General features: G+C 45.5%; 25 protein-coding genes. 8 read left to right on the top strand and 17 right to left on the bottom strand.

The window, feature by feature from the left end; translation table 11 throughout:
- Window positions 1-9 precede the first annotated feature (9 nt).
- Genes DCO17_RS00505 through aroB form a run of 4 tightly spaced genes read left to right on the top strand, consistent with a single transcriptional unit; the run spans window position 10 to window position 3,451 of the window.
- On the top strand, window positions 10-726 hold the full coding sequence (locus DCO17_RS00505; RefSeq protein ID WP_173954876.1) for a hypothetical protein: 717 nt from the start codon (window positions 10-12) through the stop codon (window positions 724-726).
- Window positions 723-1,823: a secretin GspD/PilQ domain-containing protein gene (locus DCO17_RS00500; protein ID WP_173954875.1), complete on the top strand. Its 1,101-nt coding sequence runs from the start codon at window positions 723-725 to the stop codon at window positions 1,821-1,823. The genes DCO17_RS00505 and DCO17_RS00500 overlap by 4 nt, the downstream gene beginning before the upstream one ends.
- Before the next feature lie 12 nt (window positions 1,824-1,835).
- Window positions 1,836-2,360, top strand: a complete 525-nt coding sequence (locus tag DCO17_RS00495) for a shikimate kinase (RefSeq protein ID WP_173954874.1) — start codon at window positions 1,836-1,838, stop codon at window positions 2,358-2,360.
- A gap of 8 nt (window positions 2,361-2,368) precedes the next feature.
- A complete protein-coding gene (gene aroB, locus DCO17_RS00490; protein ID WP_173954873.1) occupies window positions 2,369-3,451 on the top strand; it encodes a 3-dehydroquinate synthase in 1,083 nt (360 codons plus the stop codon).
- Between the two features lie 11 nt (window positions 3,452-3,462).
- Here aroB and cyaY read toward each other — a convergent pair whose 3' ends face one another.
- Window positions 3,463-3,894, bottom strand: coding sequence for an iron donor protein CyaY (gene cyaY / locus DCO17_RS00485; RefSeq protein ID WP_254598776.1), 432 nt, complete (start codon window positions 3,892-3,894; stop codon window positions 3,463-3,465).
- Here cyaY and lptM point away from each other — a divergent pair.
- Window positions 3,893-4,096 (top strand): LPS translocon maturation chaperone LptM, encoded by a 204-nt coding sequence (gene lptM, locus DCO17_RS10565; RefSeq protein WP_173954872.1) that lies wholly within the window; start codon window positions 3,893-3,895, stop codon window positions 4,094-4,096. The genes cyaY and lptM overlap by 2 nt on opposite strands.
- A complete protein-coding gene (lysA, locus tag DCO17_RS00475) occupies window positions 4,096-5,394 on the top strand; it encodes a diaminopimelate decarboxylase (protein WP_173954871.1) in 1,299 nt (432 codons plus the stop codon). The genes lptM and lysA overlap by 1 nt, the downstream gene beginning before the upstream one ends.
- 84 nt (window positions 5,395-5,478) lie before the next feature.
- Here the strand turns inward: lysA and DCO17_RS00470 are convergent, their stop codons facing one another.
- The gene (locus DCO17_RS00470; protein ID WP_173954870.1) at window positions 5,479-6,201 is read right to left on the bottom strand and encodes a c-type cytochrome; all 723 of its coding nucleotides are present in this window, start codon (window positions 6,199-6,201) and stop codon (window positions 5,479-5,481) included.
- 114 nt (window positions 6,202-6,315) lie between these two features.
- On the opposite strand from DCO17_RS00470, the gene yihA reads away from it, so the two are divergent.
- Together yihA and hemB are read left to right on the top strand one after the other, a co-directional pair.
- The gene (gene yihA, locus DCO17_RS00465; RefSeq protein ID WP_173954869.1) at window positions 6,316-6,981 is read left to right on the top strand and encodes a ribosome biogenesis GTP-binding protein YihA/YsxC; all 666 of its coding nucleotides are present in this window, start codon (window positions 6,316-6,318) and stop codon (window positions 6,979-6,981) included.
- The gene (gene hemB, locus DCO17_RS00460; RefSeq protein WP_173954868.1) at window positions 6,959-7,987 is read left to right on the top strand and encodes a porphobilinogen synthase; all 1,029 of its coding nucleotides are present in this window, start codon (window positions 6,959-6,961) and stop codon (window positions 7,985-7,987) included. Before yihA ends, hemB begins: the two co-directional genes overlap by 23 nt.
- A 47-nt stretch (window positions 7,988-8,034) precedes the next feature.
- On the opposite strand, the gene dsbD is transcribed toward hemB, so the two are convergent.
- The 15 genes from dsbD to rplF form a co-directional block, all read right to left on the bottom strand.
- On the bottom strand, window positions 8,035-9,720 hold the full coding sequence (gene dsbD, locus DCO17_RS00455) for a protein-disulfide reductase DsbD (RefSeq protein WP_173954867.1): 1,686 nt from the start codon (window positions 9,718-9,720) through the stop codon (window positions 8,035-8,037).
- Between the two features lie 2 nt (window positions 9,721-9,722).
- Window positions 9,723-10,079, bottom strand: coding sequence for a divalent-cation tolerance protein CutA (gene cutA, locus DCO17_RS00450; RefSeq protein ID WP_173954866.1), 357 nt, complete (start codon window positions 10,077-10,079; stop codon window positions 9,723-9,725).
- A gap of 68 nt (window positions 10,080-10,147) precedes the next feature.
- On the bottom strand, window positions 10,148-10,543 hold the full coding sequence (gene rplQ / locus DCO17_RS00445) for a 50S ribosomal protein L17 (RefSeq protein ID WP_173954865.1): 396 nt from the start codon (window positions 10,541-10,543) through the stop codon (window positions 10,148-10,150).
- A 16-nt stretch (window positions 10,544-10,559) separates the two neighbouring features.
- Entirely contained in the window at window positions 10,560-11,540 is a 981-nt protein-coding gene (locus DCO17_RS00440) for a DNA-directed RNA polymerase subunit alpha (RefSeq protein WP_173954864.1), read from the bottom strand.
- Between the two features lie 23 nt (window positions 11,541-11,563).
- On the bottom strand, window positions 11,564-12,187 hold the full coding sequence (rpsD, locus tag DCO17_RS00435; protein WP_173954863.1) for a 30S ribosomal protein S4: 624 nt from the start codon (window positions 12,185-12,187) through the stop codon (window positions 11,564-11,566).
- A 116-nt stretch (window positions 12,188-12,303) separates the two neighbouring features.
- On the bottom strand, window positions 12,304-12,711 hold the full coding sequence (rpsK, locus tag DCO17_RS00430; protein WP_173954862.1) for a 30S ribosomal protein S11: 408 nt from the start codon (window positions 12,709-12,711) through the stop codon (window positions 12,304-12,306).
- An 18-nt stretch (window positions 12,712-12,729) separates the two neighbouring features.
- Window positions 12,730-13,095, bottom strand: a complete 366-nt coding sequence (rpsM, locus tag DCO17_RS00425; protein ID WP_173954861.1) for a 30S ribosomal protein S13 — start codon at window positions 13,093-13,095, stop codon at window positions 12,730-12,732.
- Window positions 13,096-13,118: 23 nt separating this feature from the next.
- The gene (gene rpmJ, locus DCO17_RS00420; protein WP_012357167.1) at window positions 13,119-13,235 is read right to left on the bottom strand and encodes a 50S ribosomal protein L36; all 117 of its coding nucleotides are present in this window, start codon (window positions 13,233-13,235) and stop codon (window positions 13,119-13,121) included.
- A 34-nt stretch (window positions 13,236-13,269) separates the two neighbouring features.
- Window positions 13,270-13,488 (bottom strand): translation initiation factor IF-1, encoded by a 219-nt coding sequence (infA, locus tag DCO17_RS00415; RefSeq protein WP_068320132.1) that lies wholly within the window; start codon window positions 13,486-13,488, stop codon window positions 13,270-13,272.
- A gap of 4 nt (window positions 13,489-13,492) precedes the next feature.
- Window positions 13,493-14,830, bottom strand: a complete 1,338-nt coding sequence (secY, locus tag DCO17_RS00410; RefSeq protein WP_173954860.1) for a preprotein translocase subunit SecY — start codon at window positions 14,828-14,830, stop codon at window positions 13,493-13,495.
- An 18-nt stretch (window positions 14,831-14,848) separates the two neighbouring features.
- Window positions 14,849-15,289, bottom strand: a complete 441-nt coding sequence (gene rplO, locus DCO17_RS00405; RefSeq protein ID WP_173954859.1) for a 50S ribosomal protein L15 — start codon at window positions 15,287-15,289, stop codon at window positions 14,849-14,851.
- A gap of 27 nt (window positions 15,290-15,316) precedes the next feature.
- On the bottom strand, window positions 15,317-15,505 hold the full coding sequence (gene rpmD, locus DCO17_RS00400; RefSeq protein WP_068947704.1) for a 50S ribosomal protein L30: 189 nt from the start codon (window positions 15,503-15,505) through the stop codon (window positions 15,317-15,319).
- Between the two features lie 23 nt (window positions 15,506-15,528).
- Window positions 15,529-16,047: a 30S ribosomal protein S5 gene (rpsE, locus tag DCO17_RS00395; RefSeq protein ID WP_114639443.1), complete on the bottom strand. Its 519-nt coding sequence runs from the start codon at window positions 16,045-16,047 to the stop codon at window positions 15,529-15,531.
- Between the two features lie 17 nt (window positions 16,048-16,064).
- Window positions 16,065-16,418: a 50S ribosomal protein L18 gene (gene rplR, locus DCO17_RS00390; RefSeq protein ID WP_173954858.1), complete on the bottom strand. Its 354-nt coding sequence runs from the start codon at window positions 16,416-16,418 to the stop codon at window positions 16,065-16,067.
- Window positions 16,419-16,431: 13 nt separating this feature from the next.
- Window positions 16,432-16,965, bottom strand: a complete 534-nt coding sequence (rplF, locus tag DCO17_RS00385; protein ID WP_173954857.1) for a 50S ribosomal protein L6 — start codon at window positions 16,963-16,965, stop codon at window positions 16,432-16,434.
- Window positions 16,966-16,974 lie beyond the last annotated feature (9 nt).

Genomic DNA, 16,974 nt, shown 5'->3' with positions numbered 1-16,974 from the left:
ATAAAGGGAATGCCAGCCCGAAAAATCTCCCCGCAATCTTTTGATGACATTTTGAGTGACTTGGGCGATGACCCTGCCATTCCAGACCCCCATGGAATCCGTAAACCGAATAGCCCAAAACGCCCAGATTGGGATGCGATTGGCGCCACGGGCACCCCAGGCACCCCTCAAAGCAAGCCCAAAATTCAGCTCAATTTTCAAAATCAAATCCCACAACTGGAAAGTCTAAAAAAGACAAGCCTAATCCTCGGGACTGGGGGGCTTCTCATCGCCTCAGGGGCCGCTCTATTTTTTACTTTTAGCCCTATTCAGTCAGAGCAAAACATCCATATTGAAGGTGCTCAACAAGATATTGCTGCACTGAAAAAGGAATTAGCTTTATTGCGCGAAGAAATACAAGATTCTGAGGATGCCATATATGAGGCGATTGATTTAATAGAAGTAAGTGTTCACTCATTAGAGAAAAATAGACCTCAAACCACCACCAAACCCAAGCTTCCCTCAATTCCATTCGAGACTGAACTACGCCGCTGGCGCTATTTGGGAGTCAGTCAATCAGCAGGGACATACCGTGCTTTTTTCCACAATGGCAAAACAACATTAATGGTTGAAATGGGGGGTCTTCTATTGGGGGAATGGAGGCTTAGTAATGCTGATAAAGAGGCTGCCACAGCCACTCACCATTTGGGCAAGTCTCTCATCCTCAAGGTTGCAATTTCCGAATGATCCTCAAATCCAAAATCGCTAGTTTGTGGGTAGTCTTATTAATTGTCTTCATAGTCACCCCAGCCACAGGTTCAACCCCTGCAAACGCAAATTTGCAAACCCCTATTAGCCTGCAATTTGCTGATATCGAACTGACTGAACTTTTGCAAATTCTGGCAAAACTGGGTAACACCAATTTTTTATTAAGTGAATCTATCAAAGGCAAGATCACGGTAGATCTTCAAAATACCCCCTGGCATACAGCCCTTCACTCCATTTTGGCTAGCCGTGGTTTGCGGATTATTCGCAATGGAGATATTTATTGGATTGGTCCCCATGCGGAAATCGTGGCATTCCAAAAATTTCGAAGAGAAGATGCGGCACTTCCCTTTGGTGGCGACCACATCAATAGCCCTAGGCAAATATTGATTGAGGCTCGAATTGTGGAGGCTGATGAACGGTTTGCTCGAGAGCTTGGAGCAAAGCTCAATCACCAGGCAAGTGCGCTCAATGGCAATCCAGAAAACAAAATGGGTAGTAATTTCGATCTATCTGGATCTGGCTTAAATGGCTTTAATCCTGCTGCAGTAGCGGCTACCCTGGTCTCTAAAAACGCCAGCCGTCTTTTACAAATCGAACTATCAGCCCTTGAATCTGAAGGACAAGGAAAGATTCTGTCAAATCCCCGCATCATGACTGGGGATCAAGTAAAGGCAACCATTGAGCAAGGCACAGAACTGCCCTACCAAACCACATCCCAAAATGGCAGCAAACTGCAGTTTAGGAAAGCCAATCTTCGCTTAGAGGTTTTGCCCAAGATTCACCCCGATGGAAAAATCTCCATGCTGGTAGGCATTAATAAAGACACCGTTGGCATGAAAACAGAACAGGGCTATGCCATCGATACCAAAAGCTTAAGTTCAGAAGTGACCGTTGAAAATGGAGGCACTGCAATCATCGGGGGAATCTTTCAAACTACAGAACGAGAAGATGAAGTCAAAGTCCCTTTATTGGGAGATATCCCACTTCTTGGCTATTTATTTCGCCATAAATCTAAATTACAAGACAAAACTGAACTCTTGGTCTTCCTTACCCCTACCGTCCTCGATAAACCCTAATAAAATCGAGGGGTGAACTCTACGACAAACAATATCTTTCTGATCGGCCTCATGGGCGCCGGAAAGTCGACCGTCGGTAAAGTCCTCGCAAAAAAATTAGGTCGCCGTTTTCTAGATGCCGATCATGTCATTGAAGAGCGTTGTGGCGTCAAAATCCCAGTGATTTTTGAAATGGAAGGCGAAGAAGGCTTTCGTAAACGCGAGGCTCAAGCCATCCGAGAAATCACAAACGAAAACAATATTGTTTTAGCCACAGGTGGTGGAGCGGTGCTACTTCCTGAAAATCGCAAAGCACTAAGCGAACAAGGCACTGTTATTTATCTGCACGCAAATCCAATCGAGCTATGGCATCGCACCAAAGGTAGCGAAGGGCGTCCATTACTACGCAATGGTGATGCTAAAAAAATTCTAGAAAACCTATATGCAATTCGCGATCCTTTATATCGAGAAATTGCTGACCACGTGATTGAAACCGGCAAACCCAGCGTCAATCAATTGGTCAATACTCTCATCATGCAGCTTGAACTTTCCGCCTGAACATCATCATGAAAACACTTGAAGTAGATCTTGGTAATCGTAGCTACCCCATTTATATCGGTGCCGACTTAATTGATCAGCCCGATCTCTTTAAGGCTTGTGAAAAAGCTAGTTCTATTTTTGTTGTTACCAACACTACCGTAGCTCCTTTGTATGCACAGCGCCTAAATAAGACTTTAGAAACCTTTGGTAAAAAAGTTAGGGCCATTGTTTTGCCTGATGGCGAGTCTTATAAAGACTGGAAAAATCTGCAGCTTATTTTTGACGACCTCCTGAAATTTGGTGCCGATAGACAAACAATGCTGGTTGCTCTGGGTGGTGGCGTCATTGGTGATATGACGGGTTTTGCTGCAGCCAGCTTCATGCGGGGCGTTCGTTTCATTCAAGTGCCAACCACTCTATTAGCGCAAGTGGATTCTTCTGTTGGCGGCAAAACAGGAATTAATCATCCCCTAGGTAAAAACATGATCGGCGCCTTTCATCAACCTGTCGCAGTTATTGCCGATCTGAATACATTAAAAACACTTCCCGCTAGAGAACTTTCAGCAGGGCTGGCTGAAGTTGTCAAACATGGCGCAATTGCTGATGCTAAATTTTTAGATTGGATTGAGGCAAATGCAAAGCCACTGCTTGCATGCGATACCGATGCAATGAGTCATGCTGTTTTGCGTTCTTGTGAAATTAAATCCGCAGTCGTATCTGCCGATGAAAGAGAAGGCGGTATTCGTGCAACCTTAAATTTTGGTCATACATTTGGTCATGCCATTGAAGCCGGCATGGGCTATGGTGAATGGCTACATGGCGAAGCAGTGGGTTGTGGCATGGTACTAGGCGCTGATTTATCTTGTCGACTCAACTACATCACCAAGGCAGAAGCAGATCGTCTAACAAAAATTATTCAATCCATGAATCTTCCGATCGCTCCTCCGAAGTTTGGTGGAAAGCGCTATCTTGAACTCATGCAAGTGGATAAGAAAACAGAAAGTGGCCAAATCCGTTATGTCGTTCTAGAGAAAATCGGCAAGGCCCAAATTCAGGGCGTGCCAGATGCTCAGGTTCTAGAAACTTTGACGGCTACAGGGGCTGCTTAAAGCCCAATCTACTAAGATTTAATTAACTGAATTTTGATTGGTTTGCCTGCTTGCGCGCTGGCAAACTCTGCAAGATCACCCAATAATTCCTTGCCTGTTTTGGTATCAAGCCAAATTGGTTGGGCTACGGTACCTGCCCAGCGATAGTGGTAACCGCCAGATTTTGCAGCCACCCAAATCTCATGCAAAGGGGGCTGGGTGTTGACCACAATAACGCTTTTATCCCGAAAGCGGATATTGATGACATTACCACCTTGACGCTCAACATCGAGATCTAAATCAAGTTCATCATCAGCAGCCTCTAATGCCACCTCAATAGAGTGCAACAATTGCGCGCCCAACTGGTGAAACTGCTTGTCATCAATCACTTCAACATTCGAACTATTTGCATTCATAAAAGGGGCCTGCGTGCTATATTCAATCATTCGTTTAGAGACATTCATGATAGCGATTCTTTACAGAACCCTTGGTATTGCCCTCCTAATATCCCTTGTTGGATGTGGGGTTAGGGGTCCGCTATACATGCCAAATGTACCACCAGCCCCAACTGCGCCAACTGAGCCAGAGCCCAAGGGCAAACTCTATCCACCCCAAACTACATCAACTGCACCAGCAAGCAATAACATTTCTTCATCGGCCAAGTAATGACAAGCAACACACTTTCACTCCCTCGCTTATCTGGTTTTACCGAGCGTAATGGCGCTTGGTATGCCGAAGATATTGCTTTAGCAGATTTGGCAAAAGAATTTGGTACGCCGCTATATGTATATAGCAAAAAGGCGCTGACCGAAGCTTATCAAGCCTATGACAAGGCCTGCATTGATTCAAAGGGTAAGCGTCGTGCGCGAGTTCATTACGCCATGAAAGCCAATAGTAATTTGGCAGTTATTAACTGCTTCAAAGAGCTAGGCGCTGGCTTTGATTTAGTGAGCGGTGGCGAGTTGGCGCGTGCGCTGGCCATTGGGGCTGATCCTAAAAGCCTTGTATTTGCAGGCGTTGGTAAATCTGCAACGGAAATTGCTACTGCACTCAAAGCAGGTGTGAAGTGCATCAATGTTGAATCGATTGCAGAGCTACACAAAATCAATCGTGTTGCTACTGAGCTTGGATTGCGCGCGCCAATTTCTCTTCGAGTAAATCCAGATGTGGACGCGCAAACGCACCCTTACATTTCAACAGGATTAAAAGGAAATAAATTTGGCATCGCGTATCACGAAGTTTTAAAAACGTATCGTGAAGCATCACTACTTTCTCAAATTGATGTCGTTGGCATTGATTGTCATATCGGCTCGCAAATTACTACAACCGCGCCCTATTTAGATGCACTAGATAAGGTGTTGGATCTAGTTGAGCAGCTCAAAAAAGAAGGTATTGTGATTCACCATTTGGATTTGGGTGGTGGACTCGGAATCGCCTACAGCGATGAAACTCCTCCAGATATCACCGACTTCACCAACACCCTCTTGAACCGTGTATCAGAGCGTGGCTTTGGGCATTTGGATGTTGTTTTGGAGCCAGGAAGATCCCTTGTAGGTAACGCTGGTGTCCTGTTAACAACCGTGGAATACCTCAAACCAGGAGCAGAAAAGAACTTCTGCATTGTGGATGCGGCCATGACTGAGTTGATGCGGCCAGCCCTATACGAAGCGCATCATGGCATCGTTCCTGTTCAAGCAAAACGAACAAAGAGCCTTACCTACGATATCGTCGGTCCCGTTTGCGAATCTGGGGACTGGCTTGGAAGAGATCGTTCTCTTGCGGTTGAGGAGGGCGATCTATTGGCAATTCTTTCAGCAGGAGCTTATGGGTTTGTGATGGCTTCAAACTACAACACACGCCCCAAGCCTGCAGAGATTATGGTGGATGGCAAGAATGCTTATGTCATTCGCGCCCGTGAAAGTACACAAGATCTTTTTGCAAGCGAAAGTATCTTGCCTAAATAATTTTTTCAGCCTTTATTCATTTCAAATGAATAAATAAAAACCCCGCCAGATCAGCGGGGTTTTGTTTTTAGTGCTGCATATTTTTTAATGCAAGCCAGCGATGTAATCAGAAACTGCTTTCATTTCTTGATCAGAAAGCTTAGTGGCGATCGCTGTCATTTGGCTGCTGTTCTTACGAACACCGTCACGGAACGCAAGCAATTGTGCGTTGGTGTAATCAGCCCACTGACCGCCTAGGCGTGGGTACTGAGCAGGAATACCAGCGCCATTTGGGCTATGACAAGCCGCACAAGCTGGAACACCTTTTGCGGCAATGCCACCACGGTAAATGCTTTGGCCTAATTCAATCGTGTTTTTATTTTGAGCAACGCCTTGTGAAACAGGTTGCTTCACCAAGAATGCAGCAATATTTTGCATATCTTGCTCATTCAAAGTAGCTGCCATACCCATCATCACTGGATTTGCACGGCTACCATCTTTAAAGTTTTTCAATTGCTTAGTTGTGTAAGCCGCATGCTGGGCAGACAACTTAGGCCAAGTAGCAGTAGCGCTCTGACCTTTTGGACCGTGGCAAGTTAAGCAAGCAGTCACTCCGCGACTAGCATCCCCATTGGAATACAATGCCTCACCTGCGGCAGGGTCAACTTTAGGCTTGCCTGGCACTACAGGCTTTGCTTCAGCCGCAGCTGCAGGAGCAGCATCATTTGCAATAGCCAGTCCAGAAACGCCAATCAAGGCGAAAATAGAGAGGGCAGCAAAACCAGCGCGCAAGCTAGTGAATTTGGAGATTTGGGAGGTTTGACGCATTATGTTTACCTTGGCAAAAATTCCTAAAAGTGTTTGGGCCCTACTTTTACAACCTTTTACCCAACACCATGAGATATTTCATGATTTTGCGTGATTTTACAATAGCTTCTAGACATGTCTAAACTCTTTCAAGCCCGATTCGCCACCACAGTCAATGATACCCATTGCCTGCCTGCCGCGCCCCTGAGGGAGGTAGCGTTTGCCGGTCGCTCAAATGCGGGTAAATCAAGTGCAATTAACGTCCTATGCAACCAAAAAAGGCTGGCTTTTGCTAGTAAAACCCCAGGACGCACCCAGCACATCAACTATTTCGGCCTTTTCTCAAAAGATGAGCTTTTGGCTTATTTAGTGGATTTACCAGGGTATGGCTATGCAGCCGTCAACCACGAAACCAAATACCACTGGAATACCCTGCTCAGCGACTACCTCCAAGAACGGGAGCAATTAGTTGGCATGATTCTCATTGTGGACTCCAGACGTGGGCTAACTGATTTAGATGAGCAAATGATTCAGTGGTTTGTGCCAACCGGCAAATCCATTCATGTCTTATTGAGTAAATGCGACAAGCTCAATAAAAGTGAATGCAAGCACGCGCTTGAAGCGGTTCGTAAACAGCTTCAACAATATGATCCCGCATTGCCCGACGGCACCGGAGAATCAAAGCAGCTTACAGCACAATTATTTTCAAGCACCAAGCGTATCGGCCTAGAAGAGGCAGATAATCTCATTATTAAATGGCTATTTGAACCACAAACCCATGAAGATCAAATCCCAGGCTAATACTTTGCTTAACTTTCCAAATCATCGCCCTCGCCGCATGCGTCGTGACGACTGGTCTCGCCGACTCATGCAAGAGAACGTCGTTTCTGTAAATGATTTGATTTATCCAGTCTTTTTATTGGAAGGCAAAGGCAAGTCTGAGGCTGTAGCCTCCATGCCAGGAGTGAACCGCCTTTCCTTAGACCTGCTGCTGCCGGTCGCCCAAGAGTGTGTTGATTTAGGCATTCCAGTTCTCGCACTCTTCCCCGTAATCGATGCCTCACTAAAAACACCTGATGGCAAAGAAGCTTTCAATCCCAACGGCCTAATTCCAAATGCGGTTCGCGAACTCAAAAAGCATTTTCCTAATCTAGGCATCATGACAGATGTTGCGCTTGATCCTTATACGAGTCACGGTCAAGATGGTGTACTAGATGAGCAAGGCCGTATTCTGAATGATGAGACTACCGCCATTCTAGTAAAGCAAGCCATTGCGCAAGCTCAAGCTGGTGTAGATATCGTTGCACCTTCAGACATGATGGATGGTCGCATTGGAAAAATTCGTGAAGCACTTGAAGGCCAGAATTTAATTCACACACGCATCATGGCCTATTCAGCCAAATACGCATCCGCTTTCTATGGCCCATTTAGAGATGCAGTTGGCTCAGCAAAAAATCTTGGTAAAGCCGATAAAAAAACTTATCAGATGGATTGTGCCAATGGCGACGAGGCTTTGCGGGAGGTTGCTCTCGATATTAGTGAAGGTGCCGATATGGTGATGGTCAAACCCGGCATGCCTTATTTAGATATTGTGCGTCGAGTGCGCGAAGCCTTTGATTACCCCACATATGCATACCAAGTCAGCGGCGAATACGCCATGCTCAAAGCAGCAGCTCAAAATGGCTGGCTTGATCATGATGCTGTCATGATGGAATCGCTGCTTGCATTTAAGCGCGCTGGGGCAGATGGTGTATTGACTTACTTTGCACTAGAAGCAGCACGCTTAATAAAAGCAAACAGCAAATAAATACCTCATATTTATTTGCTGTTTTTTGCTATTCGTTTACTACTTCCTTACTGCGTTTTACTCACTTGCTTTAAACGCTCTGTAAAACGCTCTGGCGACATATAGCCAACCACTCTTAGGTCTTTTTGTTCTTCAGAATTTTGATTGAAAAACAAAATTCCGGGGGGTCCATATAAACCAAATTTCTTAATTAATACCTGGTTCTCAGGGCTATTTGCAGTCACATCGGCCTGCACTAAAACCAGTCGTTTTAATTGCTTGCTGACCTCAGGATTCGCAAAGGTATTCACTTCCATTTCTTTGCAACTAATACACCAGTCAGCATAAAAATCGAGCATGACAAATTTGTTTTCTTGCTTGGCTTTTACTAACTGCGCATCCAACTCTGCTGGTGAATGAATAACGACAAAAGATAAATCCCCCGCCTGACGAATGCTTTGACCATTACTCATTTGAATCAAGTTATTGGTTTGATTTTTTTCAAAGAGCGGGGAAGCAATCCAAGCTGCGGTTGCAACCAATAAAACGCCAAGGGTGCGCTGCAACCACACCATCCATATACCAGTTGAAGGAATTAATATGCGCGCTTCAATCGCAATGAAAAATAATGGTAAGCCCATACCCAGAGCCATAACAAAGAGCAAGCTTGCACCCAGGCTCATTGAACCAGTTTGCGCAATGAAGGCCAAAACACCTGCTAAAGGAGCTGTAATACAGGGGCTCGCAACTAGGGTAGAAATACCTCCCAAAGCAAAAGCACCAAAGACGCTACCCCCCTTTTGGCGCCCTGCCAGGCGATCAATGTGCTGATGCCAGGCCTGGGGTAGACGCAGATCATAAAGACCAAATAGGCTGCCAGATAGGGCCAAAAGCAGGACTGTGAAAGCGATTAGGGCAATAGGGCTTTGCAGAACACGCTGAACGCTCCCGCCAAGAGCCGCCATCAGCACCCCCGCCAAAGCATATATCAAGGCCATACCGAAGACATAGGCAAGCGCTAAAACGCAAGCGCGCCCCTTAGATATAGCTTTGCCATCTTGCACACCAAATATAACGCTCGACAGAATTGGTAGCATTGGCAATACGCAGGGCGTGAAGGCCAAGGCAAGACCCAAAACAAAGAATGCTAAAAATAAATAATGGGTTGAGGCGTTTTCTAGAAAACGTCCAATTGCACTAACATCATCGCGTTCGCGCCATAGATCACTCAAACCAAATTCTGTTGATTGAGGATCTTGTGCTTTTGACTCGGACGATGCTACAAGCCCATCCGGAATTGGCGACACCTTAACCCCGGGACCTGAGAGCAATAATTTCAGGGTCATTGGTGGATAACAAATCCCAGCCTCAGCACAACCCTGTAGCGTTACTTCCAAATGTATTGGTTTGCTTGGATTTACTTTTGCATCCACAAATACCAAGAAAGGCTCTTTGTAAACTTGCAGTTTTTTTCCAAATGTCTCATCAAACTTTTCAACACCAGATGGCAGTGAAGGCCTTATATTACTTAGCTTTGCTGCCTGTTGTCCTATCTGAAATTGAAGAGATTCTTGATAGATATAATAGCCTTTAGCAGGCAAAAATTCGATTTCGATTTGATTGGAATTTTCCAGCCAAGTTGCCTCTACCCGAAACGCTTTTTCGGGGGGCAGAAAATCTGACGCTGCGAATAGCTGGGTTGATACCAGAATGAAGAGTGCGAGAACTCTCGTAATGAATGAATGTAATTTCATCGCTACGAATTTACCTCTGAACTTACCCATGCGCCATATTGCTCTGAATATTGTTCGGGAGTAAACGCCAAAATCTCAGGCAAATCATAGGGATGATTTTTCTGAATAACACTAGAGATTGTTGGCCATTGATTTGTAGTTGTTTTGGCTGAGAGCAACACTTCTGATTCTTCGCAAACCTTGCCCTCCCAGCGATAAATCGATTGGACCCCACTGCTGAGTTGGACACAAGCCGCGATCTTTTCCTCCACGAGCATACGTGCAAGGCTCTGGGCAGCCTCCTGACTAGGAAGGCTGGTAACCACCACCAATAGCTGGCTGGGCTTCGCTAAGACCTTTTCGGAGAGGTTTTGTGGCATACCGTATTTATAAACCTATCAATGAAAAAAGCCAGACCGAAGCCTGGCTTTCTTATTTACTTCGAGACTTAAGCCTCTTCTGCTACAGCTGATGTTTCTTCAACTTCTGGGCGATCAACCAACTCAACTAATGCCATTGGAGCATTGTCGCCATGACGGAAGCCAAACTTCAATATACGAAGGTAGCCACCTGGACGCGTTGCATAACGTGGGCCAAGTTCTGTGAAGAGCTTAGTCACGATATCGCGATCACGAGTGCGATTAAATGCCAAGCGACGGTTTGCTAAGTTGTCTTTTTTACCCAAGGTAATCAAAGGCTCAACAACCATGCGCAATTCTTTTGCTTTTGGCAAAGTGGTTTTAATCACTTCATGCTCCAAAAGAGAATTGGACATATTGCGTAGCATCGCCAAGCGATGTGAAGATGTTCTGTTTAGTTTGCGTAAGCCGTTTCCGTGACGCATGATGCTTCCTTTCTAATTATTTCTCGAGGTTAGCTGGAGGCCAACTTTCGAGTTTCATGCCGAGACTTAAGCCACGAGCAGCCAATACGTCTTTGATTTCATTCAAGGACTTACGGCCCAAATTAGGCGTCTTCAACAATTCATTCTCTGTACGTTGGATCAAATCACCGATGTAGTAAATGTTCTCAGCCTTCAAGCAGTTTGCAGAGCGAACTGTGAGCTCAAGATCATCCACTGGACGCATCAACATTGGATCAACCATTGAAGAGCGGCTTGGTGCGAGATCGCCAGAAACTTCGCTACTCTCAAGAGCTGCGAATACAACCAATTGATCAACCAAGATGCTAGCAGCTTGACGAATTGCTTCTTCAGGAGACAGCACACCATTGGTTTCAATAGTCATTACGAGTCGATCGAGGTCGGTACGTTGCTCAACACGAGCAGATTCAACAGCGTAGCTAACACGGCTAACTGGGCTAAATGATGCATCTAAAACGATGCGGCCAATAATCTTAGAAGTTTCGTCGTTGTACTGACGAACATTACCAGGAACATAGCCGCGACCTTTTTCAACCTTGATCTGCATATCTAACTTGCCACCAGCAGACAAGTGAGCGATCACGTGATCAGGATTAATAATTTCTACATCATGTGGCAAATCAATATCTTTAGCAGTAACGACGCCAGGACCTTCTTTACGCAAATTGATTGTGACTTCGTCACGTGATTGCAACTTAAATACGATGCCTTTGAGGTTGAGCAAGAGGTTTACAACGTCTTCTTGCACGCCATCCAAAGTGGAATATTCATGTACTACACCTGCAATAGCTACTTCAGTTGGAGCATAACCAACCATCGAGGACAAGAGTACGCGACGTAGTGCATTGCCGAGTGTGTGGCCATAGCCACGCTCAAACGGCTCCATAACAACCTTAGCCTGGTTGGCGGTAAGCGCTTCAACAGAAATAATTTTTGGCTTGAGCAAATTTGTTTGCATATTTTTTCCTTGAGAGTGCCTAATTAACGTGAATACAATTCGACGATCAAACTTTCATTAATTTCACCGCTGATATCTTCGCGGTCAGGCACTTGCTTAAATGTTCCCTCCAGCTTGGCTGCGTCAACTGAAACCCAGGTAACTGCAGACATTTGCTGAACCAAATTGAGTGATTCTGTAATACGGGCTTGCTTCTTCGCTTTTTCACGAATTGCAACAACATCGCCAGGTTTAACCTGAATCGATGGAATGTTCACCGCGCTACCATTCAACATAATGGCGCCGTGAGAAACCAACTGACGTGCTTCTGCGCGTGTTGAACCAAAGCCCATGCGATAGACCACGTTATCGAGACGTGACTCTAACAACTGGAGCAATGTTTCACCAGTGTTGCCCTTACGACGCTCAGCTTCTGCGAAGTAACGACGGAATTGACGCTCTAATACGCCATAGATACGCTTAACCTTTTGTTTTTCACGCAATTGGTTTCCGTAATCAGATGTTCTTGAGCCAGATGTACGACCATGTTGACCAGGCTTAGTATCTAACTTGCACTTGTCTGACAGGGCGCGACGTGCGCTCTTTAAAAATAAGTCGGTACCTTCCCGACGTGCTAATTTGGCCTTAGGCCCTAAGTAACGTGCCACGATGCTTTCCTTTCTTTGCCGCAGTCTTGCGACCGGCGGTGAGTTCGCCCTTTAAATCAGGCGAACAGTGGGCTTTAATAAAAAACTACTAAAACTTGTACTGCCAACTTCCTAGCTTAGATACGACGACGCTTAGGAGGACGGCAACCGTTGTGTGGAACTGGGGTTACGTCTTGAATCTCAGTGATCTTGATGCCCAATGAGTTCAAAGCACGAACTGCTGATTCACGACCTGGGCCTGGACCCTTGATCTGAACTTCCAAGTTCTTGATACCGCATTCAATTGCTACTTTTCCAGCAACTTCCGCAGCTACCTGAGCAGCAAAAGGTGTTGATTTACGTGAGCCTTTGAAGCCCTGGCCGCCAGAAGTTGCCCATGAAAGCGCATTTCCTTGACGATCAGTGATCGTAATAATGGTGTTGTTGAAAGAAGCGTGAACGTGCGCAATACCGTCAGCAACGTTCTTTTTAACCTTCTTACGAGCGCGCTGTGCAGCGGCGGAAGCGGATTTTTGTTGTGCCATGTCAATAAACTTTCTTGATTATTTCTTCAGTGCGATGCCAGACTTACGTGGACCCTTACGAGTACGCGCATTTGTCTTAGTACGTTGACCACGTACAGGCAAGCCCTTACGATGACGAACGCCACGGTAGCAACCCAAGTCCATCAAACGCTTGATGCTCATTGTTACTTCACGACGAAGGTCACCCTCGGTGATGAACTTACCTACTTCATCACGCAACTTTTCCAAGTCAGCGTCAGTAAGATCTTTAACTTTTTTGTCAATTGCAACACCTGTGGTTTTGCAAATTTGGTGTGCACGAGTTGTGCCAATTCCAAAAATTGCTGTTAAGCCGATAACAGTATGTTGATGATTTGGGATGTTTACCCCAGCGATACGTGCCATGAGATTTCCTCTTAATTAACCAATTAGCCTTGACGTTGCTTATGACGCGCATCTGATGAACAGATGACACGTACAACGCGTTTGCGCTTAATGATCTTGCAATTTCTGCAAATACACTTAACGGATGCTAAAACTTTCATAACTCACCTCTTAAAAATAGGTACTGCTTAATCTTTACTTCGCACGGAAAATGATTCTGGCGCGCGTCAGGTCGTAAGGAGTCATCTCCACCGTCACCTTATCTCCAGGCAGAATACGGATATAGTGCATCCGCATCTTTCCAGAAATGTGCCCTAAAACCACATGTCCGTTTTCTAGCTTTACGCGAAACATCGCATTCGGCAAATTCTCTACAACTTCTCCCGCCATCTGAATTACATCGTCTTTAGACATCCAGTTAAGCGCCCATCTTAAAGTTGGCTTTTTTCATCAAAGAGCCATATTGCTGCTGCATGACAAATGACTGAACTTGAGCCATGAAATCCATTGCAACAACCACAATAATCAACAATGAAGTACCGCCGAAATAGAACGGCACGTTGTACTTCAACACCAAGAATTCCGGCAACAAGCAAACCAGAACCATATAAATTGCGCCAGCCAAAGTCAGGCGCACCAAAATCTTGTCGATATATCGCGCTGTTTGGTCACCAGGACGAATGCCAGGAACAAACGCACCGCTCTTCTTCAAATTCTCAGCAGTTTCACGGCTGTTAAATACCAAAGCGGTATAGAAGAAACAGAAGAAAATAATCGCTGCCGCATACAAAATGGTGTACACGGGTTGACCTGGAGCCAATGTTGCAGCCAAGTCCTTAATGATTCTGCTGAACATATTGGTTGGCTCACCTGATGTAAACCAGCCAGCAATCGTTGCAGGGAACAAAATAATGGAGGAAGCAAAAATTGGAGGGATGACGCCTGCCATATTCAACTTCAACGGGAAGTATGAAGATTGGCCGCCATAAATCTTATTACCAACTTGACGCTTTGCGTAGTTCACCAAAATACGGCGCTGGCCACGCTCTACAAACACTACAAAATAAGTCACCGCTATAACGATCACTACGATCAAGAGAGCAGAAATAATATTCATTGAACCGGTACGAACTAGCTCTAATAAGCTAGCCAATGCATTTGGCAAGCCAGAAACAATACCGCCAAAAATAATGATGGAGATACCGTTGCCTAAGCCGCGCTCAGTAATCTGCTCACCGAGCCACATCAAGAACATCGTGCCAGTAACCAAGGTAACAACTGTATTTAATTCAAACATCAAACCTGGGTTGATAACCAAACCTGGCTGAGCTTGTAATGCAACAGAAATTCCTAATGCCTGGAATGTTGCCAAGAACACAGTGCCGTAACGGGTGTACTGAGTAATCTTACGCTGACCAGCCTGACCTTCTTTTTTCAATGCTTCCAATGAAGGGAGAACGATGGTCATTAACTGCATGATGATCGATGCAGAAATATAAGGCATGATTCCCAAGGCAAAAACAGTGAAGCGAGATAAAGCACCGCCAGAGAACAAATTAAACATTCCCAAGATGCCATCTTTTTGACCAGCAAATAACTGTGCCAATTGGTCTGGATCAATACCAGGAACTGGAATATGTGCACCCAAACGATAGACGAGTAAAGCCAACACCAGGAAAACCAAGCGACGACGTAAGTCGCCAAACTTGCCTCCTGCTGTAGCAGTGCTTGCGCTATTGGTAGGTGCTAATGCCATATTTACTTAAAAGACCTATTAAGCCAACTCTACTAATTTGCCACCAGCCGCTTCGATAGCTGCTTTAGCACCAGCAGTTGCTGTAATGCCCTTGAGGGTTACGGCAATCTTGAGTTCGCCAGTTTTAATAACTTTTACCGCATTGATTTGCTCACCAGCAAAACCATGGGCTTTCAAAACCAAGAGGTCTACTTCAGGCAAATTGATTTTTGCCAAGTCATTCAATGTGATTTGACCAACATGACGACGTGTCAAAGATACGAAGCCGCGTTTTGGCAAACGACGATACATAGGCATCTGACCGCCTTCGAATCCAACTTTGTGGAAACCACCAGAACGGGATTTTTGACCTTTGTGACCACGGCCAGCAGTTTTACCAAGACCAGAGCCAATGCCGCGACCTACGCGACGACGTGCCTTCTTAGAGCCTTCTGCGGGTTTGAGTGTATTGAGTTGCATATTCTTCGCCTATTTACTAGCTAGTTATTAGCCAATGACTTTCACTAGATAAGAAACTTTATTAATCATGCCGCGAACAGCTGGAGTGTCTTCTAACTCAGAAACTGAGTTGATACGACCAAGACCTAAACCGCGTACAGTTGCACGGTGGCTTTCGCGTGTACCGATCAAGCTGCGTACTAATTGCAGTTTGACTTTGGAGTTTGATTTTGTCATTTTTAGATTCCTAATATTGGGTCTTAGCCGAGAATCTCTTCAACTGACTTACCGCGCTTAGCAGCAATCTCAGCAGGAGTACTCATCTTGCTTAAACCATCAATCGTTGCGCGAACCATGTTGTAAGGGTTTGTTGAGCCAAGAGACTTTGCTACAACGTTTGTTACACCCATCACATCAAAAATAGCGCGCATTGGGCCACCAGCAATAACGCCAGTACCGTCTTTAGCTGGAGAGATCAAAACGCGTGACGCGCCATGTTGACCAATCACTGAATGCTGCAATGTACCTTTACGCAAAGGCACCTTGATCATCTTGCGACGAGCTTCGTCCATTGCCTTTTGAACAGCAACTGGAACTTCTTTTGATTTGCCTTTACCCATACCGATACGACCATCGCCATCGCCAACTACTGTGAGTGCAGCGAAGCCGAGAATACGACCACCCTTAACCACTTTAGTTACACGATTAACAGCGATCATCTTCTCGCGAAGACCATCATCACGCTCTTCGTTTTGCATCTTAGCTTGCATTTTTGCCATGTTTTTTCCTAAACCTATTAGAACTTCAAGCCGGCTTCACGCGCAGCTTCAGCTAAGGCCTTAATACGGCCGTGGTAACGGTGACCAGAGCGATCAAAAGCAACATCCACAACGCCTGCCTTAACGGCACGCTCAGCAACTAACTTGCCGATTTGTTTAGCCGCATCAGCGTTACCGCCGTTTTTGATTGCTTGGCGCAAATCTTTTTCCATTGTTGAAGCGGCTGCAACAACTTTGGTTCCGCATGGGCTATAAACCTGTGCAGAAATATGCGAATTGCTACGGATAACTGTTAAGCGATTTGCCTGAGCTTCGGCAATGCGAATACGAGTCTGCCGAGCGCGTCTTTGTCTAGATTCGTCTTTATTCATTTTCTAATCTCGCTTACTTCTTCTTAGTTTCTTTCAGATGCACAACCTCATCCACGTAGCGAACACCCTTGCCTTTGTATGGCTCTGGTGAACGATATGCGCGAACTTCTGCTGCGACCTGGCCAACTTGTTGCTTGTTGGAGCCTTTGATAATGATTTCGGTTTGCGATGGAGTCTCAGCCTTCACACCCTTTGGCAGGTTGTAAATAATGTCGTGAGAAAAACCCAACTGCAACTTCAATGTTTCGCCTTGAGCTTGAGCACGGTAACCAACGCCTACCAAGCTAAGCTTGCGCTCAAAGCCAGTAGTTACGCCAACAACCATGTTATTAACCAACGCGCGTGCTGTACCTGACTGAGCGCCAGCTTCTGGTGAGTCGTTATTCAAAACAACTGTCAGTACGCCATCTTCTTGTTTCAAACCAACAGAAGGATGCAAGTTATGTGTCAATGTACCCAATGGGCCTTTAACAGTAATGTTTGCACCATTGATGCTGATTTCAGCGCCCTTTGGAACTGTAATTGGTGATTTACCTACGCGGGACATATTTCTCTC

The sequence above is a fragment of the Polynucleobacter tropicus genome (genome assembly GCF_013307225.1).
Lineage (GTDB): Bacteria > Pseudomonadota > Gammaproteobacteria > Burkholderiales > Burkholderiaceae > Polynucleobacter > Polynucleobacter tropicus.
This window is presented reverse-complemented; position numbering and strand designations above follow the sequence as displayed.

Bases quoted from the DNA above. Each gene is read 5' to 3' on its own strand.
- lysA (WP_173954871.1), top strand. From the start codon at position 4,096: ATGACAAGCAACACACTTTCACTCCCTCGCTTATCTGGTTTTACCGAG.
- rpmD (WP_068947704.1), bottom strand. From the start codon at position 15,505: ATGACAAAATCAAACTCCAAAGTCAAACTGCAATTAGTACGCAGCTTG.
- rplO (WP_173954859.1), bottom strand. From the start codon at position 15,289: ATGCAACTCAATACACTCAAACCCGCAGAAGGCTCTAAGAAGGCACGT.
- rplR (WP_173954858.1), bottom strand. From the start codon at position 16,418: ATGAATAAAGACGAATCTAGACAAAGACGCGCTCGGCAGACTCGTATT.
- rplQ (WP_173954865.1), bottom strand. From the start codon at position 10,543: ATGCGTCACGGAAACGGCTTACGCAAACTAAACAGAACATCTTCACAT.
- rpsE (WP_114639443.1), bottom strand. From the start codon at position 16,047: ATGGCAAAAATGCAAGCTAAGATGCAAAACGAAGAGCGTGATGATGGT.
- DCO17_RS00505 (WP_173954876.1), top strand. From the start codon at position 10: ATGCCAGCCCGAAAAATCTCCCCGCAATCTTTTGATGACATTTTGAGT.
- DCO17_RS00440 (WP_173954864.1), bottom strand. From the start codon at position 11,540: ATGCAAACAAATTTGCTCAAGCCAAAAATTATTTCTGTTGAAGCGCTT.
- lptM (WP_173954872.1), top strand. From the start codon at position 3,893: ATGATAGCGATTCTTTACAGAACCCTTGGTATTGCCCTCCTAATATCC.
- hemB (WP_173954868.1), top strand. From the start codon at position 6,959: ATGAAGATCAAATCCCAGGCTAATACTTTGCTTAACTTTCCAAATCAT.
- rpsK (WP_173954862.1), bottom strand. From the start codon at position 12,711: ATGGCACAACAAAAATCCGCTTCCGCCGCTGCACAGCGCGCTCGTAAG.
- rpmJ (WP_012357167.1), bottom strand. From the start codon at position 13,235: ATGAAAGTTTTAGCATCCGTTAAGTGTATTTGCAGAAATTGCAAGATC.
- yihA (WP_173954869.1), top strand. From the start codon at position 6,316: ATGTCTAAACTCTTTCAAGCCCGATTCGCCACCACAGTCAATGATACC.
- dsbD (WP_173954867.1), bottom strand. From the start codon at position 9,720: ATGAAATTACATTCATTCATTACGAGAGTTCTCGCACTCTTCATTCTG.
- DCO17_RS00500 (WP_173954875.1), top strand. From the start codon at position 723: ATGATCCTCAAATCCAAAATCGCTAGTTTGTGGGTAGTCTTATTAATT.
- aroB (WP_173954873.1), top strand. From the start codon at position 2,369: ATGAAAACACTTGAAGTAGATCTTGGTAATCGTAGCTACCCCATTTAT.
- cyaY (WP_254598776.1), bottom strand. From the start codon at position 3,894: ATGAATGTCTCTAAACGAATGATTGAATATAGCACGCAGGCCCCTTTT.
- rplF (WP_173954857.1), bottom strand. From the start codon at position 16,965: ATGTCCCGCGTAGGTAAATCACCAATTACAGTTCCAAAGGGCGCTGAA.
- secY (WP_173954860.1), bottom strand. From the start codon at position 14,830: ATGGCATTAGCACCTACCAATAGCGCAAGCACTGCTACAGCAGGAGGC.
- infA (WP_068320132.1), bottom strand. From the start codon at position 13,488: ATGTCTAAAGACGATGTAATTCAGATGGCGGGAGAAGTTGTAGAGAAT.
- DCO17_RS00470 (WP_173954870.1), bottom strand. From the start codon at position 6,201: ATGCGTCAAACCTCCCAAATCTCCAAATTCACTAGCTTGCGCGCTGGT.
- cutA (WP_173954866.1), bottom strand. From the start codon at position 10,079: ATGCCACAAAACCTCTCCGAAAAGGTCTTAGCGAAGCCCAGCCAGCTA.
- rpsM (WP_173954861.1), bottom strand. From the start codon at position 13,095: ATGGCACGTATCGCTGGGGTAAACATCCCAAATCATCAACATACTGTT.